Annotated in this window: 21 protein-coding genes; 12 read left to right on the top strand and 9 right to left on the bottom strand. The window is 60.4% G+C overall.

Features of this window, described 5'->3' with window-relative positions:
- Positions 1-329 precede the first annotated feature (329 nt).
- From BUE38_RS04310 to BUE38_RS04295, 4 genes are all read left to right on the top strand, one after another.
- Positions 330-1,193, top strand: a complete 864-nt coding sequence (locus BUE38_RS04310; RefSeq protein WP_073433825.1) for a MurR/RpiR family transcriptional regulator — start codon at positions 330-332, stop codon at positions 1,191-1,193.
- 2 nt (positions 1,194-1,195) lie between these two features.
- Complete coding sequence (locus BUE38_RS04305) at positions 1,196-2,695, top strand: N-acyl-D-amino-acid deacylase family protein (RefSeq protein WP_073433824.1); 1,500 nt, start codon at positions 1,196-1,198, stop codon at positions 2,693-2,695.
- Positions 2,692-3,084: a RidA family protein gene (locus BUE38_RS04300; RefSeq protein ID WP_073433823.1), complete on the top strand. Its 393-nt coding sequence runs from the start codon at positions 2,692-2,694 to the stop codon at positions 3,082-3,084. The genes BUE38_RS04305 and BUE38_RS04300 overlap by 4 nt, the downstream gene beginning before the upstream one ends.
- Positions 3,085-3,245: 161 nt before the next feature.
- A complete protein-coding gene (locus BUE38_RS04295; RefSeq protein WP_073433822.1) occupies positions 3,246-4,736 on the top strand; it encodes a sodium:solute symporter family protein in 1,491 nt (496 codons plus the stop codon).
- Positions 4,737-4,811: 75 nt separating this feature from the next.
- Here the strand turns inward: BUE38_RS04295 and BUE38_RS04290 are convergent, their stop codons facing one another.
- From BUE38_RS04290 to BUE38_RS04275, 4 genes are all read right to left on the bottom strand, one after another.
- Positions 4,812-5,393: an NADPH-dependent FMN reductase gene (locus tag BUE38_RS04290; RefSeq protein ID WP_073433821.1), complete on the bottom strand. Its 582-nt coding sequence runs from the start codon at positions 5,391-5,393 to the stop codon at positions 4,812-4,814.
- Positions 5,394-5,431: 38 nt separating this feature from the next.
- On the bottom strand, positions 5,432-6,424 hold the full coding sequence (locus BUE38_RS04285; RefSeq protein WP_073433820.1) for a pirin family protein: 993 nt from the start codon (positions 6,422-6,424) through the stop codon (positions 5,432-5,434).
- A 120-nt stretch (positions 6,425-6,544) separates the two neighbouring features.
- Complete coding sequence (gene ycaC / locus BUE38_RS04280; protein WP_073433819.1) at positions 6,545-7,165, bottom strand: isochorismate family cysteine hydrolase YcaC; 621 nt, start codon at positions 7,163-7,165, stop codon at positions 6,545-6,547.
- A 69-nt stretch (positions 7,166-7,234) separates the two neighbouring features.
- Positions 7,235-8,119 (bottom strand): pirin family protein, encoded by an 885-nt coding sequence (locus tag BUE38_RS04275; RefSeq protein ID WP_073433818.1) that lies wholly within the window; start codon positions 8,117-8,119, stop codon positions 7,235-7,237.
- A gap of 155 nt (positions 8,120-8,274) precedes the next feature.
- Between BUE38_RS04275 and BUE38_RS04270 the strand changes: the two genes are divergently transcribed.
- A complete protein-coding gene (locus tag BUE38_RS04270; protein WP_073433817.1) occupies positions 8,275-9,201 on the top strand; it encodes a LysR substrate-binding domain-containing protein in 927 nt (308 codons plus the stop codon).
- Between the two features lie 154 nt (positions 9,202-9,355).
- Here the strand turns inward: BUE38_RS04270 and BUE38_RS04265 are convergent, their stop codons facing one another.
- The gene (locus tag BUE38_RS04265) at positions 9,356-10,825 is read right to left on the bottom strand and encodes an alanine/glycine:cation symporter family protein (protein ID WP_073433816.1); all 1,470 of its coding nucleotides are present in this window, start codon (positions 10,823-10,825) and stop codon (positions 9,356-9,358) included.
- 230 nt (positions 10,826-11,055) lie between these two features.
- Entirely contained in the window at positions 11,056-11,358 is a 303-nt protein-coding gene (locus BUE38_RS04260) for a ribbon-helix-helix domain-containing protein (protein ID WP_073433815.1), read from the bottom strand.
- 254 nt (positions 11,359-11,612) lie between these two features.
- Between BUE38_RS04260 and BUE38_RS04255 the strand changes: the two genes are divergently transcribed.
- The 3 genes from BUE38_RS04255 (at position 11,613) to gloA (ending at position 14,659) form a co-directional block, all read left to right on the top strand.
- Positions 11,613-12,197: a twin-arginine translocation signal domain-containing protein gene (locus BUE38_RS04255; protein WP_073433814.1), complete on the top strand. Its 585-nt coding sequence runs from the start codon at positions 11,613-11,615 to the stop codon at positions 12,195-12,197.
- A 181-nt stretch (positions 12,198-12,378) separates the two neighbouring features.
- Complete coding sequence (locus tag BUE38_RS04250; protein WP_073433813.1) at positions 12,379-13,962, top strand: GMC family oxidoreductase; 1,584 nt, start codon at positions 12,379-12,381, stop codon at positions 13,960-13,962.
- A 157-nt stretch (positions 13,963-14,119) separates the two neighbouring features.
- Positions 14,120-14,659: a lactoylglutathione lyase gene (gloA, locus tag BUE38_RS04245; RefSeq protein ID WP_073433812.1), complete on the top strand. Its 540-nt coding sequence runs from the start codon at positions 14,120-14,122 to the stop codon at positions 14,657-14,659.
- Positions 14,660-14,697: 38 nt separating this feature from the next.
- Here the strand turns inward: gloA and BUE38_RS04240 are convergent, their stop codons facing one another.
- A complete protein-coding gene (locus BUE38_RS04240) occupies positions 14,698-15,603 on the bottom strand; it encodes a complex I NDUFA9 subunit family protein (protein WP_073433811.1) in 906 nt (301 codons plus the stop codon).
- A complete protein-coding gene (locus BUE38_RS04235) occupies positions 15,600-16,259 on the bottom strand; it encodes a DsbA family oxidoreductase (protein WP_073433810.1) in 660 nt (219 codons plus the stop codon). Before BUE38_RS04235 ends, BUE38_RS04240 begins: the two co-directional genes overlap by 4 nt.
- Before the next feature lie 84 nt (positions 16,260-16,343).
- On the opposite strand from BUE38_RS04235, the gene BUE38_RS22345 reads away from it, so the two are divergent.
- Positions 16,344-16,637 (top strand): hypothetical protein, encoded by a 294-nt coding sequence (locus BUE38_RS22345; protein WP_143166196.1) that lies wholly within the window; start codon positions 16,344-16,346, stop codon positions 16,635-16,637.
- On the opposite strand, the gene BUE38_RS04230 is transcribed toward BUE38_RS22345, so the two are convergent.
- Positions 16,601-17,608 carry an NADP-dependent oxidoreductase gene (locus BUE38_RS04230; RefSeq protein WP_073433809.1) on the bottom strand — a complete coding sequence of 336 codons (1,008 nt, stop codon included), beginning with the start codon at positions 17,606-17,608 and terminating at the stop codon, positions 16,601-16,603. The two genes, BUE38_RS22345 and BUE38_RS04230, sit on opposite strands and share 37 nt — an antisense overlap.
- Before the next feature lie 418 nt (positions 17,609-18,026).
- Between BUE38_RS04230 and BUE38_RS04225 the strand changes: the two genes are divergently transcribed.
- From BUE38_RS04225 to BUE38_RS04215, 3 genes are all read left to right on the top strand, one after another.
- Complete coding sequence (locus BUE38_RS04225) at positions 18,027-18,827, top strand: FadR/GntR family transcriptional regulator (protein ID WP_073433808.1); 801 nt, start codon at positions 18,027-18,029, stop codon at positions 18,825-18,827.
- A gap of 7 nt (positions 18,828-18,834) precedes the next feature.
- Positions 18,835-19,854 carry a TRAP transporter substrate-binding protein gene (locus BUE38_RS04220; RefSeq protein WP_073433807.1) on the top strand — a complete coding sequence of 340 codons (1,020 nt, stop codon included), beginning with the start codon at positions 18,835-18,837 and terminating at the stop codon, positions 19,852-19,854.
- A 304-nt stretch (positions 19,855-20,158) separates the two neighbouring features.
- Positions 20,159-20,601: TRAP transporter small permease subunit (locus BUE38_RS04215; RefSeq protein ID WP_143166195.1), on the top strand; the 443-nt coding region annotated here is incomplete at its 3' end.

The raw sequence follows: 20,601 nt of genomic DNA, 5'->3' as shown, positions 1-20,601 counted from the left end.
CTTGAGGAGCGGCCCCGGCCAGCATTGTGCTGTCTGCGGTCAGGTCTGTCGCGGCTGGCGTCAGCATGGGGCGATGTCCCTGACATGGATCAGTGCTGAGCCGGGTAAGCTCGCCTAACGTGTTGTCCTTGAACTTTTGTCGAAAACTTTCATGCTTCGTTTGCGATGTGTTAGAAACTAACATAACGTGGTTATCACGATCTACCCTGTTCTGTGTGAGAACGCTCTTGTCGAGAATGGTCTTGCCGGGCACTGGAATCTGCCCCGGGAGCCGATGGGTAGCAACCAATTCGCAGGCCGCACATCCGAGCGATGAAAGGAAGGAACACGTGAGCGAGCAGATCGACATCCTGTCACGCATCACTGCCTGTGCAGGCTCGCTGAGCGAGTCGGAGCGCAAGGTGGCGGAGCTGGTGTTCGAGGACATCGACTTGATCTCCGAAGCCAGCATCACCGATATCGCCAGGCGTGCAGGGGTCAGTGAGGCGACGGTGACACGCTTTGCGCGCTCGGTCGGTTGCAGCAATGTGCGCGACTTGAAGACGCGCCTGACCCGGGCCCTCGCTGCCGGGCGTCGCTTCATTCAGGATGCCGATCCTGCCGATGGTCCCGGCGTGGTTTATGACATCGCCACCCAGACACTGGCCACCAACCGTGAGTTGCTGCTGCAGGCGGATATCGCCGGTGCGGTGGAACGGCTGGACAAGGCCCGCCAGATTCTGGTCTTCGGCAGTGGTGGTGGCTCCAGTGTGATGTGCCAGGAGTTCCAGTTCCGACTGGTGCGTCTTGGTTATGCGGTCAGTGCCTATCCGCAAAGCCTGTTGCCGCGCATGGTGGCGTCGACCCTGGATCCCGAGGATGTGGTGGTGGTGTTGTCGGTTTCAGGCTATACGCCGGAGATGGTCGAATCTGCGCGAATTGCTCGCCAGTACGGTGCCGAAGTGATCGCCATCACCGCCATTGGCTCGCCACTGGCGGCCAGCGCCGATGTGGCATTGCCCATTGTCACCCGTGAAACCGACCTGATTCACCACCCCTCGGCATCGCGCTATGCGCTGATGGCTGCCATTGACGTGCTGGCGCTGGAGCTGGCCATGCGTCACCGCGACCGTGCACGCGACAAGCTGCGGCGCTTGAAGATCACGCTGGACGCTCATCGTGGTGGCGATGATCGCCAGCCGCTTGGAGACTGAATATGCACCATGACCTGTTGATTCGCCGAGCGACGGTACTGGACGGCAAGGGCAGCGAGCCCTTGGTTGCCGATGTCGCGATACAGGGCGATCGAATTTCCGCCATCGGTGAGCTGGGAGAGCATACCGCCGATGAGCTGGTGGAGGCTCATGGTCTGGTGCTGACACCTGGCTTCATCGATGTGCATACCCACGATGACACCAATGTGATTCGTACCCCCGAAATGCTGCCCAAGCTCAGCCAGGGGGTGACCACGGTTATCGTCGGCAATTGCGGCATCAGCGCCTCGCCGGTGCAACTGCGTGATGAGGTGCCGGACCCGATGAACCTGCTGGGCGATGTCGATGACTTCGCCTATCCCAGCTTCGCTCATTATGCCGAGGCAGTGGACCAGGCCCAGCCGGCGGTCAATGTGGCCGCATTGATTGGCCATACCAGTCTGCGCAGCCAGGTGATGGATGACTTCATGCGCCCGGCGAGTGATGACGAGGTCGCCTCGATGCGCTCAGCACTGGCGCAGGCGCTTGCCGATGGTGCCCTGGGGTTGAGCACCGGGCTGGCCTACCGCAATGCCTTCCATGCTCCAGACTCCGAGGTACTGCCGCTGGCCGAGGCGGTCGCCAGTGCCGGGGGCATCTACACCACCCATCTGCGTGATGAATTTGCCGGTCAGGCAGACGCCATGGACGAGGCCTTCGCCACCGCCGGCAAGGCCGGGGCGCCGTTGGTGATTTCCCACCTCAAGTGTGCTGGTGCCGGCAATTGGGGCCAGGCTCCACGAGCACTGAAGCAGCTCGAGGAGGCTTCCCGACAGCAGCGCGTGCACTGTGACTGTTATCCCTACACCGCAGGGTCCTCAACTCTGGATCTGGGTCAGGTCACTGATGAGATCGCCATCACCATCACCTGGTCAAAGCCGCACCCCGAGCAGGCGCGACGGGCATTGAAGGCCATCGCCGCCGACTGGGGGCTGTCGCTGATGGATGCGGCACGTCGTCTGCAGCCGGCTGGCGCGGTCTACCACAACATGAGCGAAGACGACATGCGTCAGGTGCTGACGCATCCGCTGGCCATGGTCGGTTCGGATGGGTTGCCCAATGATCCGCATCCGCACCCGCGTCTATGGGGCGCGTTCCCGCGTGTGCTGGCGCACTACAGCCGTGATCTGGAGTTGATGCCGCTGCCCGAGGCAGTTCGCAAGATGACTGGACTGTCGGCGGCCACTTTTGGCCTCGAGGATCGCGGTGAAATTCGTCAGGGGGCCTTCGCCGATCTGGTGCTGTTCGACCTCGATGCGCTCGAGGACACGGCCACTTTCGACACGCCGATCTCACCTGCGGCAGGCATTGTGCGGGTGGTCGTCAACGGCGTTACGTCATACATCGATGGTGTTGCGCGTGAGGCGCGGGCAGGGCGCATGTTGCGTCGCACCCAGCGGCTCTCGGCAACGCCGCAAACCCATCCCGGAAACTCCCTCCGTAATCAAGGAAACGACTCATGAGTATTAAACGTTATGGCGCTGAAGGTGGCGTGGGCACTGGTGGACAGAAACTGCCGTTCTCCCGTGCTGTGGAAGCGGGCGGTTGGCTGAAGGTGTCCGGCCAGACCCCGATGACCGACGGTGAGGTGGTCGAGGGCGGCATCATCGAGCAGACCCGTCTGGCTTTCGAGAACTGCTTCGCCATCGCGAAGGAAGCTGGTTATGGCGTGGAAGATGTGGTGCATGTCACCGCCGTACTTACCGATGCGCGTTACTTCCAATCCTTCAACAAGGTTTTCGCGGAATTCTTCAAGGACAATCCGCCGGCACGTATCTGCAGCGTTCAGGACCTGGTAGTCGACTGCAAGGTCGAGGTGGATCTGACCTGCTATCGCGCCGATCGCGCGTAAATCGTCTCGCGCTGTCAGCAGGGAGCGTGACTGGACGGCAGGACGACAAGCAAGAGGGGGCGTCGGGTCCCGGCAAGGACCCGACGCCAGGAACAGCAAACGGCAAATGTCTACTGCCCCGGTCGCGGCAACGACCGGGACAACAAGTATAAGAGGTCTGTATGAACAGTCATCTTTTCCTCGGCACTTTCTTTGTCTATATCGTCGGAATGATCCTGTTTGGTTGGTGGATCTCGCGCAATGATCGCGGTTCCGGTGACGATTTTCTGCTCGGCGGACGTGGCGTCCCGATCTTCCTGACCATCGGTACCACTGTGGCGACCATGGTCGGTACCGGCTCCAGCATGGGAGCGGTAGGCTTTGGTTACGCCAATGGCTGGGGCGGCGCGCTCTATGGCATCGGTGGTGCCATTGGCGTGCTGCTGTTGGCGCTGTGCTTCTCTGGTGTCAGGCGCTTGCGCTTCATGACCATGAGTGAGGAGCTGTCGTACTACGTCGGTGCCAACCGTATCGTGCGCAACGTGGTCGCGCTGTTGATCTATGTCGCCTGTATCGGCTGGCTGGGGGCGCATATTCTCGGTGGTGGCCTGTATCTGGCATGGATGGCCGATATCCCGGCCTGGCAGGCCAAGCTGATCGTGGCCCTGGGCTTCGGTGTCTACTGTGTCATCGGTGGGTACATGGCGGTGGTCTGGACCGATACCGTCCAGGCAATCGTACTGTTCGTCGGCTTCTTCCTCATGGCCGGGGTGGCCGTGGTCGATGCGGGTGGCTTCTCGGCGATGACGTCGAGTATGGATCCTGCGGCGCTGAGCTTCCTCGGCGTCGACAAGATCGGTTTGATTCCGGCGATCTCGCTGTCCGCGGTCATCGCAGTCGGTGTGCTGTCAACGCCGTCCTTCCGTCAGCGGATCTATTCCGGCGCCTCGGTGGGCTCTGTACGTCGCTCCTTCCTGGTGACCGGTGTGCTGTACATGGCATTCTCCATCGTGCCGGCGATTATCGGTATGGCCACCTATGCGCTGAATCCGAATCTGGAGAACACCAACTTCGCCTTCCCGTATCTGGCTACCGAAGTCCTGCCGTTGTGGCTCGGCCTGCTGTTGCTGGTGGCTGGCCTGTCGGCGACCATGTCGAGTGCCAGTAGTGATGCGATTGCCGGTGTGACCACCTTGATTCGTGATGTCTATGTGCTGTTCAAGGGACGTGCGCCCTCGGCGGGCAATGTGGTGCGCTTTTCCCGCTTCGGGCTGGTGTTCACTATCGGTCTGGCGCTGGCCTTTGCACTGTCTTCGGACAATGTCATCAAGTACATCACCAGCATGGTCTCTACGGTACTCTCGGGATTGTTCGTCTGCGGTGTGCTGGGACGTTTCTGGCCTCGCTACAATTGGCAGGGCGCACTGGCCTCGCTGGTCGTGGCATCGATCACTTCGCTGGTCATGCTGTATGTGATGCCGGACTGGAAGACCTTCTGGGGTAACCCGGTAATTCCGTCGGTGGTGCTCTCGGCTCTGGCCGGTGTTGTGGTCAGCCTGCTGACGCCGGCTTCACGACTCAGCGCTGAGCAGGCGCTGGAGAAGATCTCCGAGGAGCGCAAGCGGATGGAAGCCGTGGAAGTTCCGCTCGGCAACAAACCTGCGAACGCCTGATTCTTCGCCATTGCAACGAACAAGCGCCCGTGATCGAAGGATCACGGGCGCTTTCGTTTCTGGCCCTGCGTTCTGTCAGCCCTGTTGACGCGCCAGAGTATCGATCAATCGCTGGCAGATAGCATCAAGGGTCTTCGCCTGCCCCTCGTCGGCCAGTTGTCCCTGGTCATCAAAGGCTTTCGACGCACCACCAATGGCCAACTGGTTGGGAAGTACGGTAACGCCGACGTTGCTGAGCAACTGGCGCACCAGCGGCAGGGCGCGTAGCCCGCCGAGGCCACCGGGAGAGGCGCCGCTGATGGCGGCAATCTTGTTCTCGTAGGGCACCAGACCACCGATATCACCGTCCGGACGCGAGACCCAGTCGATGGTGTTCTTGAGCAACGGAGTGATGAAGCCATTGTACTCAGGGGAGGCGATCGCCAGGCCCTGGTGTTCGATGAACAGCTGCTTGAGGCGGCGGGCGTTCTCGGGCAGGCCCTCACCATCCTCCAGGTCTCCGTCATAAAGAGGCATGGGATAGTCACGCAGATCGATGAAGGTCGCTTGACCTCCCAGCGCATCGATACGCGATGCCATCAGCTTTGCCAGACGCTTGTTGAAGGATGTCTCTCGGGCACTACCGGCGAAGACCAGAATACGTGGGGATTGGCTCATGCATGGCTCCTGTTGATGGGTGATACTCGATGTGAGTTCTAGCCTTGTTTCCATGGAATCGGTGGGGCTTCCAGTCGTTCGCCCTGCCAACCGGGAACACTACCGAAGCGGTCGCTGGCGGTTTCCCAGTCGTGCTGGGCGGTGATGATCTCCTCCCGGCTGTGGCCGACGAAATTCCACCACATCAGGATATTGCTCTCCAGCGGTTCGCCGCCGATCAGCAGTACTCGCGCCGGTTTGCTTCCCGATGCCTGGTCATCGGTGTTCAGGTGTAGCTCCAGTTGCTGGCGGCCCATGCCCAGGTAGGCCAGCTCGTCGGTGGCAAGGAGCTCTCCATCGAGATTGGCACTGCCCTCGAGGACCAGAATGCCGTATTCAAAGTCGTCGCGCAGAGGCAGGACGATACCACTGTTGCTGCCGACGATGTCGACCCCGACCAGTGGTGAGAAGCTCAAGGTAGGGGCCTCGTGGCCCTCGAACTCACCAATCAGCAGCGTAAAGTCTGTGCCATCGCGATGCCAGCGGGGCAACGCCGGGTAGTGGTCAAATCGTGGCTGGGTATGACGCTGCTCATGAGGTAGCGCAATCCACAACTGGGCTGCGTGCAGACGTGGCGAGTTGTCGAGGCTGACTTCGGTGTGGCTGATGCCGTAACCGGCGGTCATCAGATTGACCTGTCCCGGCCGAATTACCTGGTCGCTGCCGAGACTATCTCGATGGTGGACTTCTCCTTCGAGCATCCAGGTGAAGGTCTGCAGGCAGGTGTGCGGGTGGGGGCCCACCTTCATGCCGGGTTTCACGTCCATGCCGGGCTTCGCGTCGCAGGTTTCGCGCAGGATGCTGGGGCCGGCATGATCGAGAAAGCACCAGGCGCCGATGGTCCGTCGTTCGCGGGTGGGCATGGCGCGGTGAATGGGAAGCCCTCCCACGTCGGCTTCGCGGGAGCTGATGCGCTGGATCTGGTGCCGACCCTCGATGATTGGGCAGTCGCGGGATGCAGAGACTCGGGTAGGCGTTTCGTGAATGCTCATGGTCGTCCCTCGAGTGAATCGCCAGTTGAGGATAGCCTGATACTGTCTTGGTGTGCAGCTCAGAGACGCAGAAGCCACCCGGGAGATCCGAGTGGCTTCAGGGGTGGTCTCGTCGAAACCCTATCGAGCCTGTTGCTCATAGCTCTGCATGAGGTTCGAGTAGGCTGGCAGATGGCCGGCCAGCAGGCCGCCGAAGCCCTCAATATCATTGCGCCAGTCACGGTGCAGCTCGCCACCGACAGCAAACCATGTCATCAACTGTACACCTGCCTGACTCATGCGCTGCCAGGCGGCATCACGGGTGACCGGGTTGAAGGTGCCCGAGGCATCCGTTACCACGAAGACGTCATAACCTGCTTCGATGGCAGACAGTGCCGGGAAGGCTACGCAGACCTCGGTGACGACACCCGCAATCAGCAGTTGCTTCTTGCCGGTTGCTTTCACCGCGGCGACAAAGTCGTCGTTGTCCCAGGCATTGATCTGCCCTGGACGGGCAATGTAGGGCGCCTGTGGGAAAGTCTCCTTGAGCTCGGGGACCAATGGCCCGTTGGGGCCATCCTCGAAACTGGTGGTGAGGATCGTCGGGAGGTCGAAGAATTTCGCGATATCGGCCAGTGCCAGCACATTGTTCTTGAATGCGTCAGCTTCGAAGTCTCTGACCAGTGACAGCAGTCCTGCCTGGTGGTCGACCATCAGTACTGCGACGTCGTCCTTGTTGAGTCGAACATAGGGCTTGTTCATGATGCACCTCCAGAGGAGTCGAGGGGAGAACCCCACCGCCGGAGAGCGGTGGGGCGGGCAAGGCGCCTGTTACGCCTCGCCGGTTGCCAGCGCGCCAAAACGGCCCTGCTGGAATGCTTCAAAGGACTCACGGATCTCTGCTTCGCTGTTCATCACGAAGGGGCCATGGCCGACCACCGGCTCATCGATCGGCTCACCGCTCAGAACCATCAGGTGGACTTCGTTGTTGGCGCTGACCGTTACCTGCTGGCCGTCGCGGGACAGTTCCACCAGGTCCGATGCGCGCGCCAGAGATTCACCCTGTACCAGCACGGTACCTTCCTGTACCACGATCAGGCTGGTATGGCCTTCGGGCATCGTCAACTCGATCTCGGCACCGGGTGTCAGGCTAACCTGCCAGGCATTGACCGGAGTAAAGGTTCTGGCTGGCCCCTTGATCTGCTGGTAGTCACCCGCGACCACGCGTAGCTTGCCGACACCGTCGCCGAGGCTGACCTCGGGAATCTGCTCTTGCGTCAGGGTTTGATAGGACGGCGGTGTGTTCTTGTCACGCGCCGGTAGATTGACCCAGAGCTGGAGCATTTCCATGTCACCGCCTTCTCGAGTGAAGGCCTCGGAATGGAATTCCTCATGGATGATGCCGGCGCCTGCCGTCATCCACTGCACTTCGCCCGGCCCGATGGTGCCGCCAGCGCCGGTTGAATCGCGGTGGGCAACCTCTCCCTTGCTGACGAAGGTCACTGTCTCGAAGCCGCGATGTGGATGGCTACCGACGCCGCGAGGCTTGCTGGCGGGGGTGAAGCGCCATGGGCCGGCATGATCGAGCAGCAGGAATGGGCTGATACGCTCGGCGCCGAAGCGGTCGTAGCTGAACAGGGAGCGGACCGGGAAACCGTCACCCACCCAGTGGCCGTGAGGCGCGCCATGGACGGCGATGATCTGCTTATTGGTCATGATGTTCTCCTTTCATCTGCGGGAGAGGGACCACGCCCGTCTCCTTTGCCATCCATATTAGTCGTGCAACAATAGGGCGGGTAGATAGTGGTTTTACAACTCATTGTTCTATTTTTGGGACAATCCATTCAAGGGTAATCAGCCGAGTAGGGTCCATGCAGGATCTCAATGATCTCTATTACTTCGCGCAGGTGGTCGACCATGGCGGCTTCGCCGCTGCCGGGCGGGCTCTGGGCATGCCAAGGTCTCGCTTGAGCCGCCGTATCGCGGCGTTGGAGGCGGGTCTGGACGTGCGCTTGATTCACCGCTCGACACGTCAGTTCGTGGTGACCGAACTGGGGCAGATGTTCTACCGGCATTGCCGAGAGATGTTGTGGCAGGCGGAGGCCGCGGAGGAAGTGGTGGCGCGCCATCGGGCCGAGCCGCGTGGCCGTATTCGCTTGAGCTGCCCCCCCAGCCTACTGGAGGCGTTGTTCACGCCCCTGTTGACCCGGTTCATGCACGAATGTTCGCAGATACAGCTGGATGTAGTGGCGACCAGTCGGCGTGTGGACGTGGTTCGCGAGGGCTTCGATCTGGCGATCCGCGTGCGTTATCCGCCGCTGGAAGACTCCGATCTCATCTTGAAGGTGCTGTCACGGAGCCCTGAGCGGATACTGGCCGCCCCCTCATTGGTGGAACAACTGGGAATGCCGTCGTCGCCACAGGACCTGGCACTATGGCCCAGCCTGGATTTCGACGAACTGAACCATCGCCACCGCTGGTGTCTCGAAAACCCGGATGGTGAACGCTGTGAAGTCACCCATCAGCCACGCTTGATCACCGACGATGTGCGCTTGCTGCATCGTGCCTGCCTGGAAGGGCAGGGAGTGGCTCGTCTGCCGCTGGTCAGTGCCGGAGTCGATCTGCAGCGTCGGCAGCTGGTGGATGTAGTGCCGGGCTGGGAGCCGCGGGCCGGTATAGTGCACGCGGTATATCCCAGTCGCCGGGGACAACTACCCTCGGTCAGGGCGCTGCTGGACTTTCTCGCCGACGGTCTGGGGCAGGAGCAGGAGGACACTGTCCTGACGAATCCGTCATGAGGCGGTACTCGGTCTGGCTCTGTGGCTTGAGTTTGCGATGCCGAAAAACACCAACGCCACGACCCTGGTCGTGGCGTTGGTGTTGATGGTGTTGAGACTGATAGTGGCGTAAGCCATGGCCCCTTTCTCGAGGCTGGGGCATGGAAACTGCCTGTCAGTCTCGGGATTCCGCTCTGGGCGGTGTCGGCCAGGCGCTCGAGTCGACCTTGTTGGCCAGTTTCGGGAACTGGCTCGGGTCGAAGGTTGGCTCGACACCGGCTTTCAGCTGTCGCTCGTAGTCGCGGAAGATGGCGAAGGCCAGTGGTGACAGCAGCAGAATGGCGATCAGGTTGATCAGCGCCATCATGCCCATGGACAGGTCAGCAAAGTTCCAGATGGTCTTGAGCTGGGCGACTGCGCCGATCATGATCATGGCCAGTACAGCGAGTCGATATACCAGTACTGCCGGTCTGGATCGACGTTCCCCGGCGATATATTCGATGTTGGACTCGCCGTAGGAGTAGTTGGCGATCAATGAGGTGAAGGCAAACAGCAGAATGGCGATGGCCACGAAGCTGGCTCCCCAGGAGCCAACGTGCTCGGACAGGGCAATCTGAGTCAGCTGAATGCCATTGGGCGAATCGCCGTCCTGCAGTGCCGGCTCGGAGAGAATGATCACCGAAGCGGTGGCGGTACAGATCACCAGGGTGTCGAAGAACACACCGAGCATCTGCATGAAGCCCTGGGCCGCCGGATGATTGGGGCTGGTGGTGGCGGTGGCGGCGACGTTGGGAGCCGAGCCCATGCCGGCCTCGTTGGAGAACAGGCCGCGCTTGATGCCTTGCATCATGGCCTGGGCAACGGCATAACCGACCGCACCCCCTGCTGCTTCTTCCAGGCCGAAGGCGCTGTTGAAGACCAGCGCCAGTGCGCCAGGCAGCTCACTGATATTGGTGGCGACGACGAACAGAGCAATGGCCAGGTAGAACAGTGCCATGATCGGCACGATCAGCTCGGCAACCCTGGCAATGGAGCGCAGGCCACCGAAGATGATCGGCGTCACCACTACGACCAGCACAATGCCGACCACCCAGGTGGGGATGCCGAAGGCCTGATCCATGGCCTGGGCAATGGAGTTGGACTGCACACTGTTGAAGGCCAGACCGAAGGCAATGATCAGGCAGACCGAGAAGGCAACCGCCATCCAGCGTTGCCCGAGTCCCTGCTCGATATAGCGAGCCGGTCCACCGCGGAAGGTCTTGTCGCCGTGGTCGACCTTGTAGGCCTGAGCCAGTGTCGACTCGATGAAACTGGTGGCCATGCCGACCAGTGCGGTCATCCACATCCAGAAGATGGCGCCGGGGCCACCCAGATAGATGGCTACGGCGACACCCGCCAGATTGCCGGTACCGACACGGGCAGCAAGACTCGTGGAGAGCGCCTGAAAGGAGGAAATGCCTTCACCACCACTCCGGGAACCACGCAGCAGCGAGAACATATGGCCGAAAAATCGGAACTGGATACCGCGTGTCATGATAGTGAAGTACAGGCCCGCACCGATCAGTATGTAGATCAGCAGTTTGCCCCAGATGACGCCATTACCGGCCGACACCAGTTCGTTGAACAGGTCTATGAGAGAAGTCATATCGTTATATTCCGTCGTTTCTGGATCGGGCCATTTTTCATGAATCGACTGTGAATACAAGGGTAATGAGAATGCTGATCGGAAAAGCCGGTGTATCTCGAAGGAATTTGCTGATGGGCAGGGAGGGGGGAGGAAGGCTTATGGCTCTAGTCTCTGGTCGGCCTGTCGCCACGGTGCAGGCGTTCGTAGCGAGCCTGGGACAGGCTGGCCATTGTCATGCGCTATAGGGCTTATCCCATCAAGACACTGCGGCGCGGTGCCGAGGCCTGTTGAATCTCATTCTGCTGGTAGACCGCACAAGCCACTCGAAGCAGCGAGGCCAGGTTGGGCACTTCGCCTCGACTGGCGACCACTTCACTGTGCAGTTGGCTGATGAACTGAGCCGTGGACAGCTGCTGGCCGCTGGCGATCTGTTCGAGAATTTCCCAGAACTCGTTTTCGAGACGCACGCTGGTCACGCAGCCCTGCAGGCGCACGGACCTCGTGGTGCACTCATAGCGAGACGGGTCGGTAGAGGCATACATGTAGCACATGGCGGGCTCCTGCGCTCGGGTAGCACCAATAACTGGCACCGCTTCAGAGAAGTCATTACTGACTATCACCCGTGTGAGTCCAGAAGGCCACCCTGATTAGACCATGGTCGACGTAGTAATCCTCTGTTACCTCATTCCTCCCTCTTCAGGCCAGGATAACAACAGGGTCAGGGTAACAACAGGGCCTGGAGTTCGTTGCCGTGGCGAACTGCAGCCGTCGGATTGGTGACGATCCGCCATTGAGGAGAACAATCATGATAAGCCAACCCCTATCTCGCAAGCCCGTATCCCGCCGCGTGTTTCTGAAGGCCAGTGGTGGCGTACTGGCAGGCACGCTGGCCTTTGCTTCCGGGCCGATTGCGCTATTGGCTCCCAGTCGTAGCTGGGCGATGTCTCTCGATCATCTGACCAGTCGTCAGGGCGAAGTATTGCTGGCCATGACGCGGAAACTGTTTCCCCATGCCGATCTCGAGGATGCGGTCTACGCGCTGGTGGTCAAGAGCCTGGATGGCAAGGCCGCGGATACCGCAACAGCCGAACAGATCAGCAGTGGTGTCAGCGAACTGGACGACCAGGCTGATGGCGACTGGTTGGCGTTGGGTGACGACGAGCGTCTTGCGGTGCTGCAGAGCATGGCCGGTACTCCCTTCTTCGAACTGGTGCGCGGTGACGCGGTGGTATCGCTGTACAACAACCCTCTGGCCTTTGCCCATTTCGGTTATGAAGGCGAGAAGGGGAATCCCGGGTATCTGAGCCAGGGCTTCAATGACCTCACATGGTTGCCGGACCCGCCTCAGCCCGAGGCCGGTTATCTTCCGTTCGAGGAACCGAGTGCCTGATGGCGTGAGTCTTCGTGGCTGGCAATGGTTCGTCGCGAATGACAACGGTTGATCGTGAATAACCGTCGTGAACAGCAATCGTGAATAACCATCGTCAATATCCATCGTTAATGACGGTCGCCCATAACGATCGTCCATAACGATCGTCCATAACAACAGCGACAGATGAGGAGAGGTCATCATGACCATGACCGACGACCAGAAGACCTTTGCGCTCGATGACGACAGCGTTGTCGTGGTGATCGGCTCCGGCGCGGGCGGTGGCACCCTGGCCAATGAGTTGGCTCAGCAGGGCGTTGATGTGGTGGTGCTGGAGGCCGGTAAGCTACACACCGCAGCAGATTTCCTGGCGGATGAGTGGGGTGCCTTCAGCCAGCTTTCCTGGCTGGATCCGCGTACGACGTCCGGAAGCTGGCGGCTGGCGACGGACTTTCCGAATCTCCCCGCATGGATCGTCAAGTCGGTGGGGGGCACCACGGTCCACTGGGCGGGCGCCAGTCTGCGTTTCCAGCCTCATGAGTTCCAGGCGCTGACGCATTATGGCGAAGTGGCGGGCGCCGAGTTGCTCGATTGGCCCCTGAGCTATGACGATCTGGCACCCTGGTATGATCGTGCGGAACAGCGCATGGGAGTGACGCGCACCAATGACAACAAGGGGCTGCCGGGGAACAACAACTTCAAGGTCATGTATGCCGGGGCCCAGAATCTGGGGTACTCCTGCAACACCGGACACATGGCGATCAACAGCACGGTGCGTGATGGTCGTGCCGCCTGCCAGCAGCGTGGATTCTGCTTCCAGGGCTGCAAGATGCAGGCGAAGTGGTCGACGCTCTACACGGAACTGCCTGCCGGTATTGCCACCGGTCATATGGAATTGCGGCCGGAATCCCATGTGGCACGCATCGAGCATGATGATCAAGGTCGGGTCAATGCGGTGGTCTATTTCGATGCCGACGGCAATGAGCTGCGCCAACGAGCGAGGGTGGTGGCAGTGGCCGGCAATTCCATCGAGACTCCCAGACTATTGCTCAACTCCGCCAGTGATCGTTTCCCCGATGGCCTGGCCAATGGTGCCGGGCATGTCGGTCGACATTACATGCGCCACATGACCGGTTCGGTGTATGCCACCTTCGATGAGCCTGTCCATATGTACCGTGGGACGACCATGGCCGGTATCATCCCCGATGAATCGTACCATGATCGCGAACGGGGGTTTGTCGGTGGTTATGAGATGGAAACCCTGTCGCTGGGATTGCCGTTCATGGCTGCCTTCTTCAATCCCGGAGCCTGGGGACCGGACTTTACGCAGGCGATGGATCAATACGATCATATGGCCGGCATGTGGCTGGTGGGGGAGGATATGCCCCAGGCGACCAATCGCATCACGCTCAATAGTGACGTTGTGGATCGCTTTGGTCTGCCGGTGGCCAATGTGCACTACGACGACCACGACAACGACATCGCCATGCGTCAGCATGCCTATGCTCAGGGGCGGGCACTCTATGAGTCGGTCGGTGCACGGGACGTCTATGAGGTGCCACCCTATCCCTCGACGCACAACCTCGGCACCTGCCGCATGAGTGAGCGGCCCGAGGATGGCGTCTGCAATGGCCATGGTCAGAGCCATGAGATCGACAACCTGTTCATTTCCGATGGCAGTCAGTTCACCACCTCTGGTGCCGAGAACCCGACGCTGACCATCGTCTCTCTGGCGCTGCGCCAGGCGGAGTTCATTGGCCAGCAGATGCGCGAAGGCGTCATCTGACCCGCGCTGCCGGGGGCTGACCCGGCGAGCAACGGACTTTTCGGGCCCTGCACTGATGCACAGGCATCATCCTCGCAGGGCCCTTTCATCACAATCACAAGATCCACCCATCACACTGACATCATCCATTTACAGTACTGATATTGAGGAGTCTTTCATGAGTGATCACCTCCAGGGTGAAGCACATCCCGGTGTTGAAGCAGCTCCCGCACAGACGCGTGGCTTTCGCCTCAACCACTGCATGCTGCGGGTCAAGGATCCCGAAGCCTCGCTGCGCTTCTATTCGCGTGTCTTCGGTATGAGCGTGTTGCGGCGCCTGGACTTCGAGGAAATGAACTTCTCTCTGTATTTCCTGGGCTGCCTCGAGGCCGATGACCAGGTGCCGGAGGAGACTGCTGAGCGCACTACCTGGACGTTTTCCCAGTCGGGCCTGCTCGAATTGACCCACAACTGGGGCACCGAGCAGCAGCAGGGGCGCATCTATCACGATGGCAACGCTGAGCCTCAGGGCTTCGGCCATATCTGCTTCAGCGTCCCTGACCTGCACGCCGCCGTCGCCTGGTTCGATGCCAATGATGTGGAGTTCATCAAGCGCCCGGACCAGGGAAAGATGAAGGACGTGGTGTTCGTCAAGGACCCGGACGGCTACTGGATCGAGGTAGTACAGCCGGATCTGATGAGCCGCGTAGGCAAGTGAGATTGAGTAGTGACGTCGGCTGCCTGTCGTGCCGCCTGTCAGCGCGGCAGGCAGTTCGGCAGGCTCTCGCGCAGTGTGCGTGGGGTGATGCCGAGTTCTGCAAAACCGGCGACATCGGGACTCGCGGTGTTGTCCTCGGCGAGCAACCACAGCATATCCCGTGTCAGCGGGGCCGAAGGCAACGGTGACAGGCCGATGGCGAGGGCGTGCCATAGTGCCATGGGGATCGGTACGAGGCGTGGGTCGCGGTCCAGGTGATCTGCCACCAGCCTGACCAGTTGCCTCCAGCTCAGAACATCAGGGCCGCCCAGCTCGAATGACGCCAGGGGTATATTCGGGCGGGCGGTCAAGCGACTGATGGCATTGGCCAGGTCACTGACATGCAACGGCTGCAGTCGTACCTGACCATCGCCGAACAGCGGAACCACCGGCAGCCGTGCCAATCGGGAAAGGGTAGTCAGCAGCCCCTGGCCGGGACCATACATGACGCTCGGGCGAAGGATGATGGCGCGGGCGATCTCGGCCATGACAGCCTGTTCGCCCTCGGCACGGCTGCGCACATAGGGAGAGGGCGAGTCGAGGCGGGCGCCGATGCCGGAGATCAACAGATACTGTTCTACGCCCGCCGCCCGAGCGAGAGAGGCAAGTTGCCGGGCACCTTCGACATGGACCTGCTGGAAGCTCATGTCACGATGCTGCTGATACAGCCCCACCGCATTGATCACTGCTCGGGCGCCCTCGAGCACCGGCTTCAGGCTTTCCGTATCGGTGATATCGCAAGGACAGGCGACAACGGGGTCGCCCGGTTCGATATCCGCCGGCAGGACGGGGCGACGGCAGGCAACCCGAACCTGCTGGCCACTGTAGAAGAGTTCACGTACCAGGGTCTGGCCAACCATGCCGGTTCCGCCTAACACCACCACGGGACGAGGGTCGTGGTTCATCGGTTCGTCTCGTCTCCCTGTTGACGCAGCAGGTCGAGTAGCCGCTCCACCGCCAGCAGCAGCTGTCGACGCGGTTGGGCACCGACCAGAACACCCGCATGCTCACCATCGATCATGAAGCGCAGCGCTGGCACGCCGCGAATGTCCAGGGCCGCTGCGGCTTGCCTTTCGTTGCGCACATGCTCGGTATCCTCGCCTGCGGCGAGAGAGGCCGCCAGCGCTGTACCATCCAGCCCAAACTGATCTGCGTGGGCGGCCAGGGCCTGATGATCGGCAAGATCCAGGCTGTTCTCGAAGAAGCCGCGAAACAGCGCCAACCTGAACCGTTCAGCAGCTTGATCGCCATATTGACGTTGTGCCCAGCAGACGGCCTCCAGCGCACAGCGCGAGCGAGGCTGGTGGTTGGGTTGCAGCATGGTCAGCCCACGTTCCGCTGCCATCGGCAGTACGGCATCCTGCCATAACTGGTTGAGGTAATCGCCATGGGGGGCCAGTGCCGGTTCTGGTTCCGGGCGCAGCTCGAGAGGGCGCCAGCGAATCTTGATGTCATCACCGAAATGCGCCTTGAGCACGTCGAGCTCCGGCTCTTCGAGATAGCAGAAGGGACAGCGCAGGTCGCTGAACACTTCCAGAGTTATGCGTGCATGGTCGGGCATGAGGACTCCACTCCTGATACGTCTACGTTAGACGTATGCCGCGCGGCTGCCAATGGGGCGGGTGCGAGATCACCGTCTCTACGCTTGTCTTGCAACAATCAGCCCCGCCAGCAGGGGCTGTTGGCGGGGCTGAAGTGTCGTTCGGAGGGGCTTGTTATTAACCCGGCATGCTTTCATGTTGGGTTGATTGCGGCACAGGGGCGTGCCGCCGTCGGCCATCAGGCCGACGCGAGACCGCACCACACCAGCAGATCCGCGCATCTGTGCCAGTGTGGTGCGGACGACAATCAAATCGATCAGGATGAGCTATTTGATTACCTTGTTAATAACGGAAGTGATGCTCAGGCGCTATCCAGTCGCACCAGCATCTTGCCTTGATTGGCTCCTTCGAACAGTTCGAGGAATGCCTGGGGAGTGGCATCCAGCCCTTCACGGACGGTTTCGGTATAGCTGATCTCTCCCGCGGCCACTCTGGGGCCGATCTCGGCGATGAAGCGCGGGTACTGGTCCCAGTGCTCGAAGACGATAAAGCCCTGCATGCGTGCCCGACGAATCAGGATCATTGCCAGGTTGGCTGGTCCGGCGGCGGGCTCGGTATCGTTGTAGCGAGAGATCATGCCACACACGGCGATGCGCGCACCGACCCTGAGGCAGTTCAGAGCGGCTTCGAGGCAGACACCGCCAACGTTCTCGTAATAGATGTCGAAGCCGTCGGGACAGGCCGCTTGAAGGGCCTCGGTCAACTCTTCGGCGGTTCGGTTGCGATAGTCCACCGCCTTGATGCCCTGGGACTCCAGCCAGTCACGCTTGGCCTGGGAGCCTGCGAGTCCTACCACGGTGCCACCTCTGGCCTTGGCCAGCTGCACCGCCAGTGAGCCGACAGCACCGCTTGCTGCACTGACCAGTACGTTATCTCCGTCACGCATTTCGGCAATGGTGTTGAGTCCCGTCCAGGCCGTCATTCCCGGCATGCCCAGTACACCGAGGTATGCCTGTTCGGGAACCGCGATATCGGGCAGCGTGGTTACGGCGTCGCCGGACAACTGAGCAACGTCACGCCACCCGCCCATGTGGCTGACCTTGTCGCCGGGCTGGAAGCGAGTGTCACGTGATTCGATCACCTCTCCCACAGCGGCGCCTTCGAGCGGTGCCCCGAGGGTAAACGGTTCGATGTAGGTGGTAACGCCGCTCATGCGTCCGCGCATGTAGGGATCAACCGAAAGCCAGTTGTTGCGGATGCGGACTTCGCCATCCTGCAGCTCCGGCAGTTCCTGTTGCTGACGCTCGAATACCTCGAGGGCAGGTGTGCCCTGAGGGTATTCGCGAATGGTGTAGAAGTTCGACTGCATAGTGCTCTCCTGTGGGGCAGGTCTGGCTGACTGTTGCGTCGTGTGAAGAAGCGATAGGTGGGATGCCACGACGATGAGTCATCAGCGTAAGCCGATACTGGAAACTGTGCTTAGGCAACTAGCAATAGACCAGTCTATTACAAAATGCAGCCATGTAAAGCATGACCTCCAGCGAATCCGTGTCGACATGCGTGTCTGGCAGGACCCTGATCGCCTCTACGCGATGCATGACCAAAGTCTAAAGGCATCTGTAGGGAATTTATCTGATCCTATGTCGGACATAACAAGTATGAAGTCGGACAAGAATGATATGCATGTCTGACGAGACGAGGTCTAAAGAGGCCAAGTCTAAAGAGGCCGGATCTAAAAAACGTATCCAACCAGATTGGGCCTGCCACGACTGGGTGTACGACAACGAATGCCGCAAACAACAAAGCCAACATCTCGCACTCGACCGGATATCGCCGACGCCCTCGCCGAAGCGATCTTCTCCGGTGAGCACGCTCCGGGTGAGTTCCTGCCCCGGGAAGTCGATCTCTGTGAGGCCTTCGAGGTCAGTCGCTCCACGGTGCGTAGTGCTCTGCAAGTACTGGTGGCGGCAGGCATGATCACGCGGATCTCGGGGCAGGGGTCACGTGTCCAGCCACTTGATAAATGGCATCTGCTTGATCCACGGGTCAGCCACTGGCTGGCGCGCTTTGCCCATCCCAACCCGGTGATCCAGCGCGAGATATTTGCCTTTCGGGTCGCCGTGGAACCCTTTGTGGCGCGTCTGGCGGCGGAAAATGCCACGGCGGTGGATCTGTTGGCGATCGAGACGGCCTGGCAGGGGATGATCAAGGCGCTGGAGCACGATGATCTACGCTTCGAGGGCAAGACCCACGATGAGTATGACGTGGAATTTCACGAGGCGATCTTCAATGCCTCGCATAACCTGGTCTGGGCACAGATCAGCCATGTTCTCAAGCCGGCCATCGCCTTGCTGGTGGAGCGATCCAACCAGAGTGCGGACCGTCTGCAGGACAGCATGGATCGTCACCGTCGGGTGATGGAGGCGATTCGGCTGCGTCAGCCCGCAGAGGCTGCGCAAGCAGCGCTTGCGGTTCTCGAACGCACCGGACAGGACCTGGGTCTCGAAGGCCTGTCACGGCGGTTACCCCATATCGAGACGACCTTCGACTCCAACAATGACATTTCCTCGCATCAACAAGAAGGATGACCGAATCATGAAGGCAAGCACCAAGCTCACAGCGCTCAGCGCCGCTATCCTCGCCGCCATGGCCACCACCGCCAATGCGGCCGAGTACGAATGGACCTTCCAGACATCCGAGACGGCCGGCGAGCCGCAATTCGAGATGAAGAAGGCCTGGGCGGAAAACGTTGAACAGATGTCTCAGGGCCGCATTTCCATCGAGATTCTGCCGGTCAACGCCGTGGTTCAGGCCAACCAGACACTGCAGGCAGTACAGAGCGGTATTCTTCAGGGCCACCTGACAGACCCCAGCTATTTCACTGGTCAGGACCCGGCGTTCGGCATGATCGGTAACCTGGTGGGCGCCTGGAGCGACCCGTACGACTTTCTTGATTACATGAACAATGCCGGTGGTGAAGAGCTCTACAACAAGCTCGTCGAACCCTATGGCGTTCACCTGATCGGTGCGGCGGCCACAGGTCTCGAATCGTTGCCGTCCTCACGTCCGGTGCGCTCGATTGACGATATGAAGGGGCTCAAGATTCGTGCCCCGGAAGGTATGGTCTACAACATCTTCGAGGCTGCTGGTGCCACACCGGTCAACCTGCCGGGCTCCGAGGTCTATACCGGTCTCGAGAAGGGCGTTATCGATGCGGCCGACTACACGGTATTCGCGACCAACCAGTCCCAGGGCCTGCACGATTTTGCTCCCTACCCGCTGTATCCCGGTTTCCACTCACTGCCGATGGTTGCAGTCTCGCTCAACAAGGAGATCTGGGATGGCCTGCCGGATGATCTGAAAGCGATGCTCGAGACCTCCGTGGACGCCCTGGCCTACGAGATGGTCGCCGAGCTCAAGACCCGCGATCTGGAAGTGGTGCGTGAAGCCCGTCAGGATCCGGATATCGAGATCATCGATCTGCCGGCTGAGGAGCGCCTCAAGTTCCGTGAGATCGCCAGAACAGAATGGGAAGAGTGGGCTGGACGTAACGAGATCACCCAGGAGTTCTATGACTCCGTGGTGGCCTACCTGGAAAATCACAACCTGCTGTAACCCCAACGTAATGGTCACGACCGAGAGCCGCGCTCTGATGCGGCTTTCGGTCAGTGGCAGGAACTTTGGTTTGCTATAACGGGGTTTTCCGTAGCTGGATTTTCCGTGGCTGAGTTTTCCGTAATTGGGTTTTCCGCGACTGACTGGTGAAACAGCGACTGGAAATGGCTTACCGGAATGATCTGGGCTCGATAGGGGCCGTGGTTTGGTCCCGTTGCCGCCATGTCAGTTCCGAGGTTCATCAAGTCGGTCCGGGGTTCATCAAGCCGGTATTCATTGAGCAAGACTTTGTTGAGGATGTGTCATGAGCGACTCGACTCCTGAGCCGCGCGCAGGCTCGCCTTCCGGCGGTGGGGGCTCCGACGGCAACCCCTTGCCGGAAAAGGCTCCCGACCCGGTGCGCAGCGGCTTCGACCGCTGGGTGGTCAAGGCCGGACAAAGTGCCGCCTGGCTGGTGTGTGTGGCGATGATGATCAGTGTCTATGAGGTCATCATGCGCTATGGCTTCGATTCCCCCACCTCCTGGGTCCACGAAAGCGTGGTCATGCTGGTGGCGGTGAGCTTCTGTCTCGGCGGCCCCGCGGCACTGGCCAGCAATCGCCATATCCGCGTGCGGGTGCTCTACGATTCCGTCGGCCCCACCTTCCGTCTGTGGCTCGACCGTTTCAATGACCTGGTGACCTTCGGCTTCTGCCTCGGCATGACCTATGCCGCGTATGTGATGTTCTGGGGCGCCTCCCACAACCC

Origin of the sequence: Halomonas cupida, from assembly GCF_900142755.1 — a bacterium.
GTDB lineage: Bacteria > Pseudomonadota > Gammaproteobacteria > Pseudomonadales > Halomonadaceae > Halomonas > Halomonas cupida.
Note: the sequence above shows the minus strand (reverse complement) of the source record. Positions and strands in the feature narration are given on the sequence as shown.

What these genes read in the sequence shown, in the direction of transcription:
- BUE38_RS04305 (WP_073433824.1), top strand. Translation starts at nt 1,196, where the DNA reads ATGCACCATGACCTGTTGATTCGCCGAGCGACGGTACTGGACGGCAAG.
- BUE38_RS04300 (WP_073433823.1), top strand. Translation starts at nt 2,692, where the DNA reads ATGAGTATTAAACGTTATGGCGCTGAAGGTGGCGTGGGCACTGGTGGA.
- BUE38_RS04295 (WP_073433822.1), top strand. Translation starts at nt 3,246, where the DNA reads ATGAACAGTCATCTTTTCCTCGGCACTTTCTTTGTCTATATCGTCGGA.
- BUE38_RS04290 (WP_073433821.1), bottom strand. Translation starts at nt 5,393, where the DNA reads ATGAGCCAATCCCCACGTATTCTGGTCTTCGCCGGTAGTGCCCGAGAG.
- BUE38_RS04285 (WP_073433820.1), bottom strand. Translation starts at nt 6,424, where the DNA reads ATGAGCATTCACGAAACGCCTACCCGAGTCTCTGCATCCCGCGACTGC.
- ycaC (WP_073433819.1), bottom strand. Translation starts at nt 7,165, where the DNA reads ATGAACAAGCCCTATGTTCGACTCAACAAGGACGACGTCGCAGTACTG.
- BUE38_RS04275 (WP_073433818.1), bottom strand. Translation starts at nt 8,119, where the DNA reads ATGACCAATAAGCAGATCATCGCCGTCCATGGCGCGCCTCACGGCCAC.
- BUE38_RS04270 (WP_073433817.1), top strand. Translation starts at nt 8,275, where the DNA reads ATGCAGGATCTCAATGATCTCTATTACTTCGCGCAGGTGGTCGACCAT.
- BUE38_RS04265 (WP_073433816.1), bottom strand. Translation starts at nt 10,825, where the DNA reads ATGACTTCTCTCATAGACCTGTTCAACGAACTGGTGTCGGCCGGTAAT.
- BUE38_RS04260 (WP_073433815.1), bottom strand. Translation starts at nt 11,358, where the DNA reads ATGTGCTACATGTATGCCTCTACCGACCCGTCTCGCTATGAGTGCACC.
- BUE38_RS04255 (WP_073433814.1), top strand. Translation starts at nt 11,613, where the DNA reads ATGATAAGCCAACCCCTATCTCGCAAGCCCGTATCCCGCCGCGTGTTT.
- BUE38_RS04250 (WP_073433813.1), top strand. Translation starts at nt 12,379, where the DNA reads ATGACCATGACCGACGACCAGAAGACCTTTGCGCTCGATGACGACAGC.
- gloA (WP_073433812.1), top strand. Translation starts at nt 14,120, where the DNA reads ATGAGTGATCACCTCCAGGGTGAAGCACATCCCGGTGTTGAAGCAGCT.
- BUE38_RS04240 (WP_073433811.1), bottom strand. Translation starts at nt 15,603, where the DNA reads ATGAACCACGACCCTCGTCCCGTGGTGGTGTTAGGCGGAACCGGCATG.
- BUE38_RS04235 (WP_073433810.1), bottom strand. Translation starts at nt 16,259, where the DNA reads ATGCCCGACCATGCACGCATAACTCTGGAAGTGTTCAGCGACCTGCGC.
- BUE38_RS04230 (WP_073433809.1), bottom strand. Translation starts at nt 17,608, where the DNA reads ATGCAGTCGAACTTCTACACCATTCGCGAATACCCTCAGGGCACACCT.
- BUE38_RS04225 (WP_073433808.1), top strand. Translation starts at nt 18,027, where the DNA reads ATGCCGCAAACAACAAAGCCAACATCTCGCACTCGACCGGATATCGCC.
- BUE38_RS04220 (WP_073433807.1), top strand. Translation starts at nt 18,835, where the DNA reads ATGAAGGCAAGCACCAAGCTCACAGCGCTCAGCGCCGCTATCCTCGCC.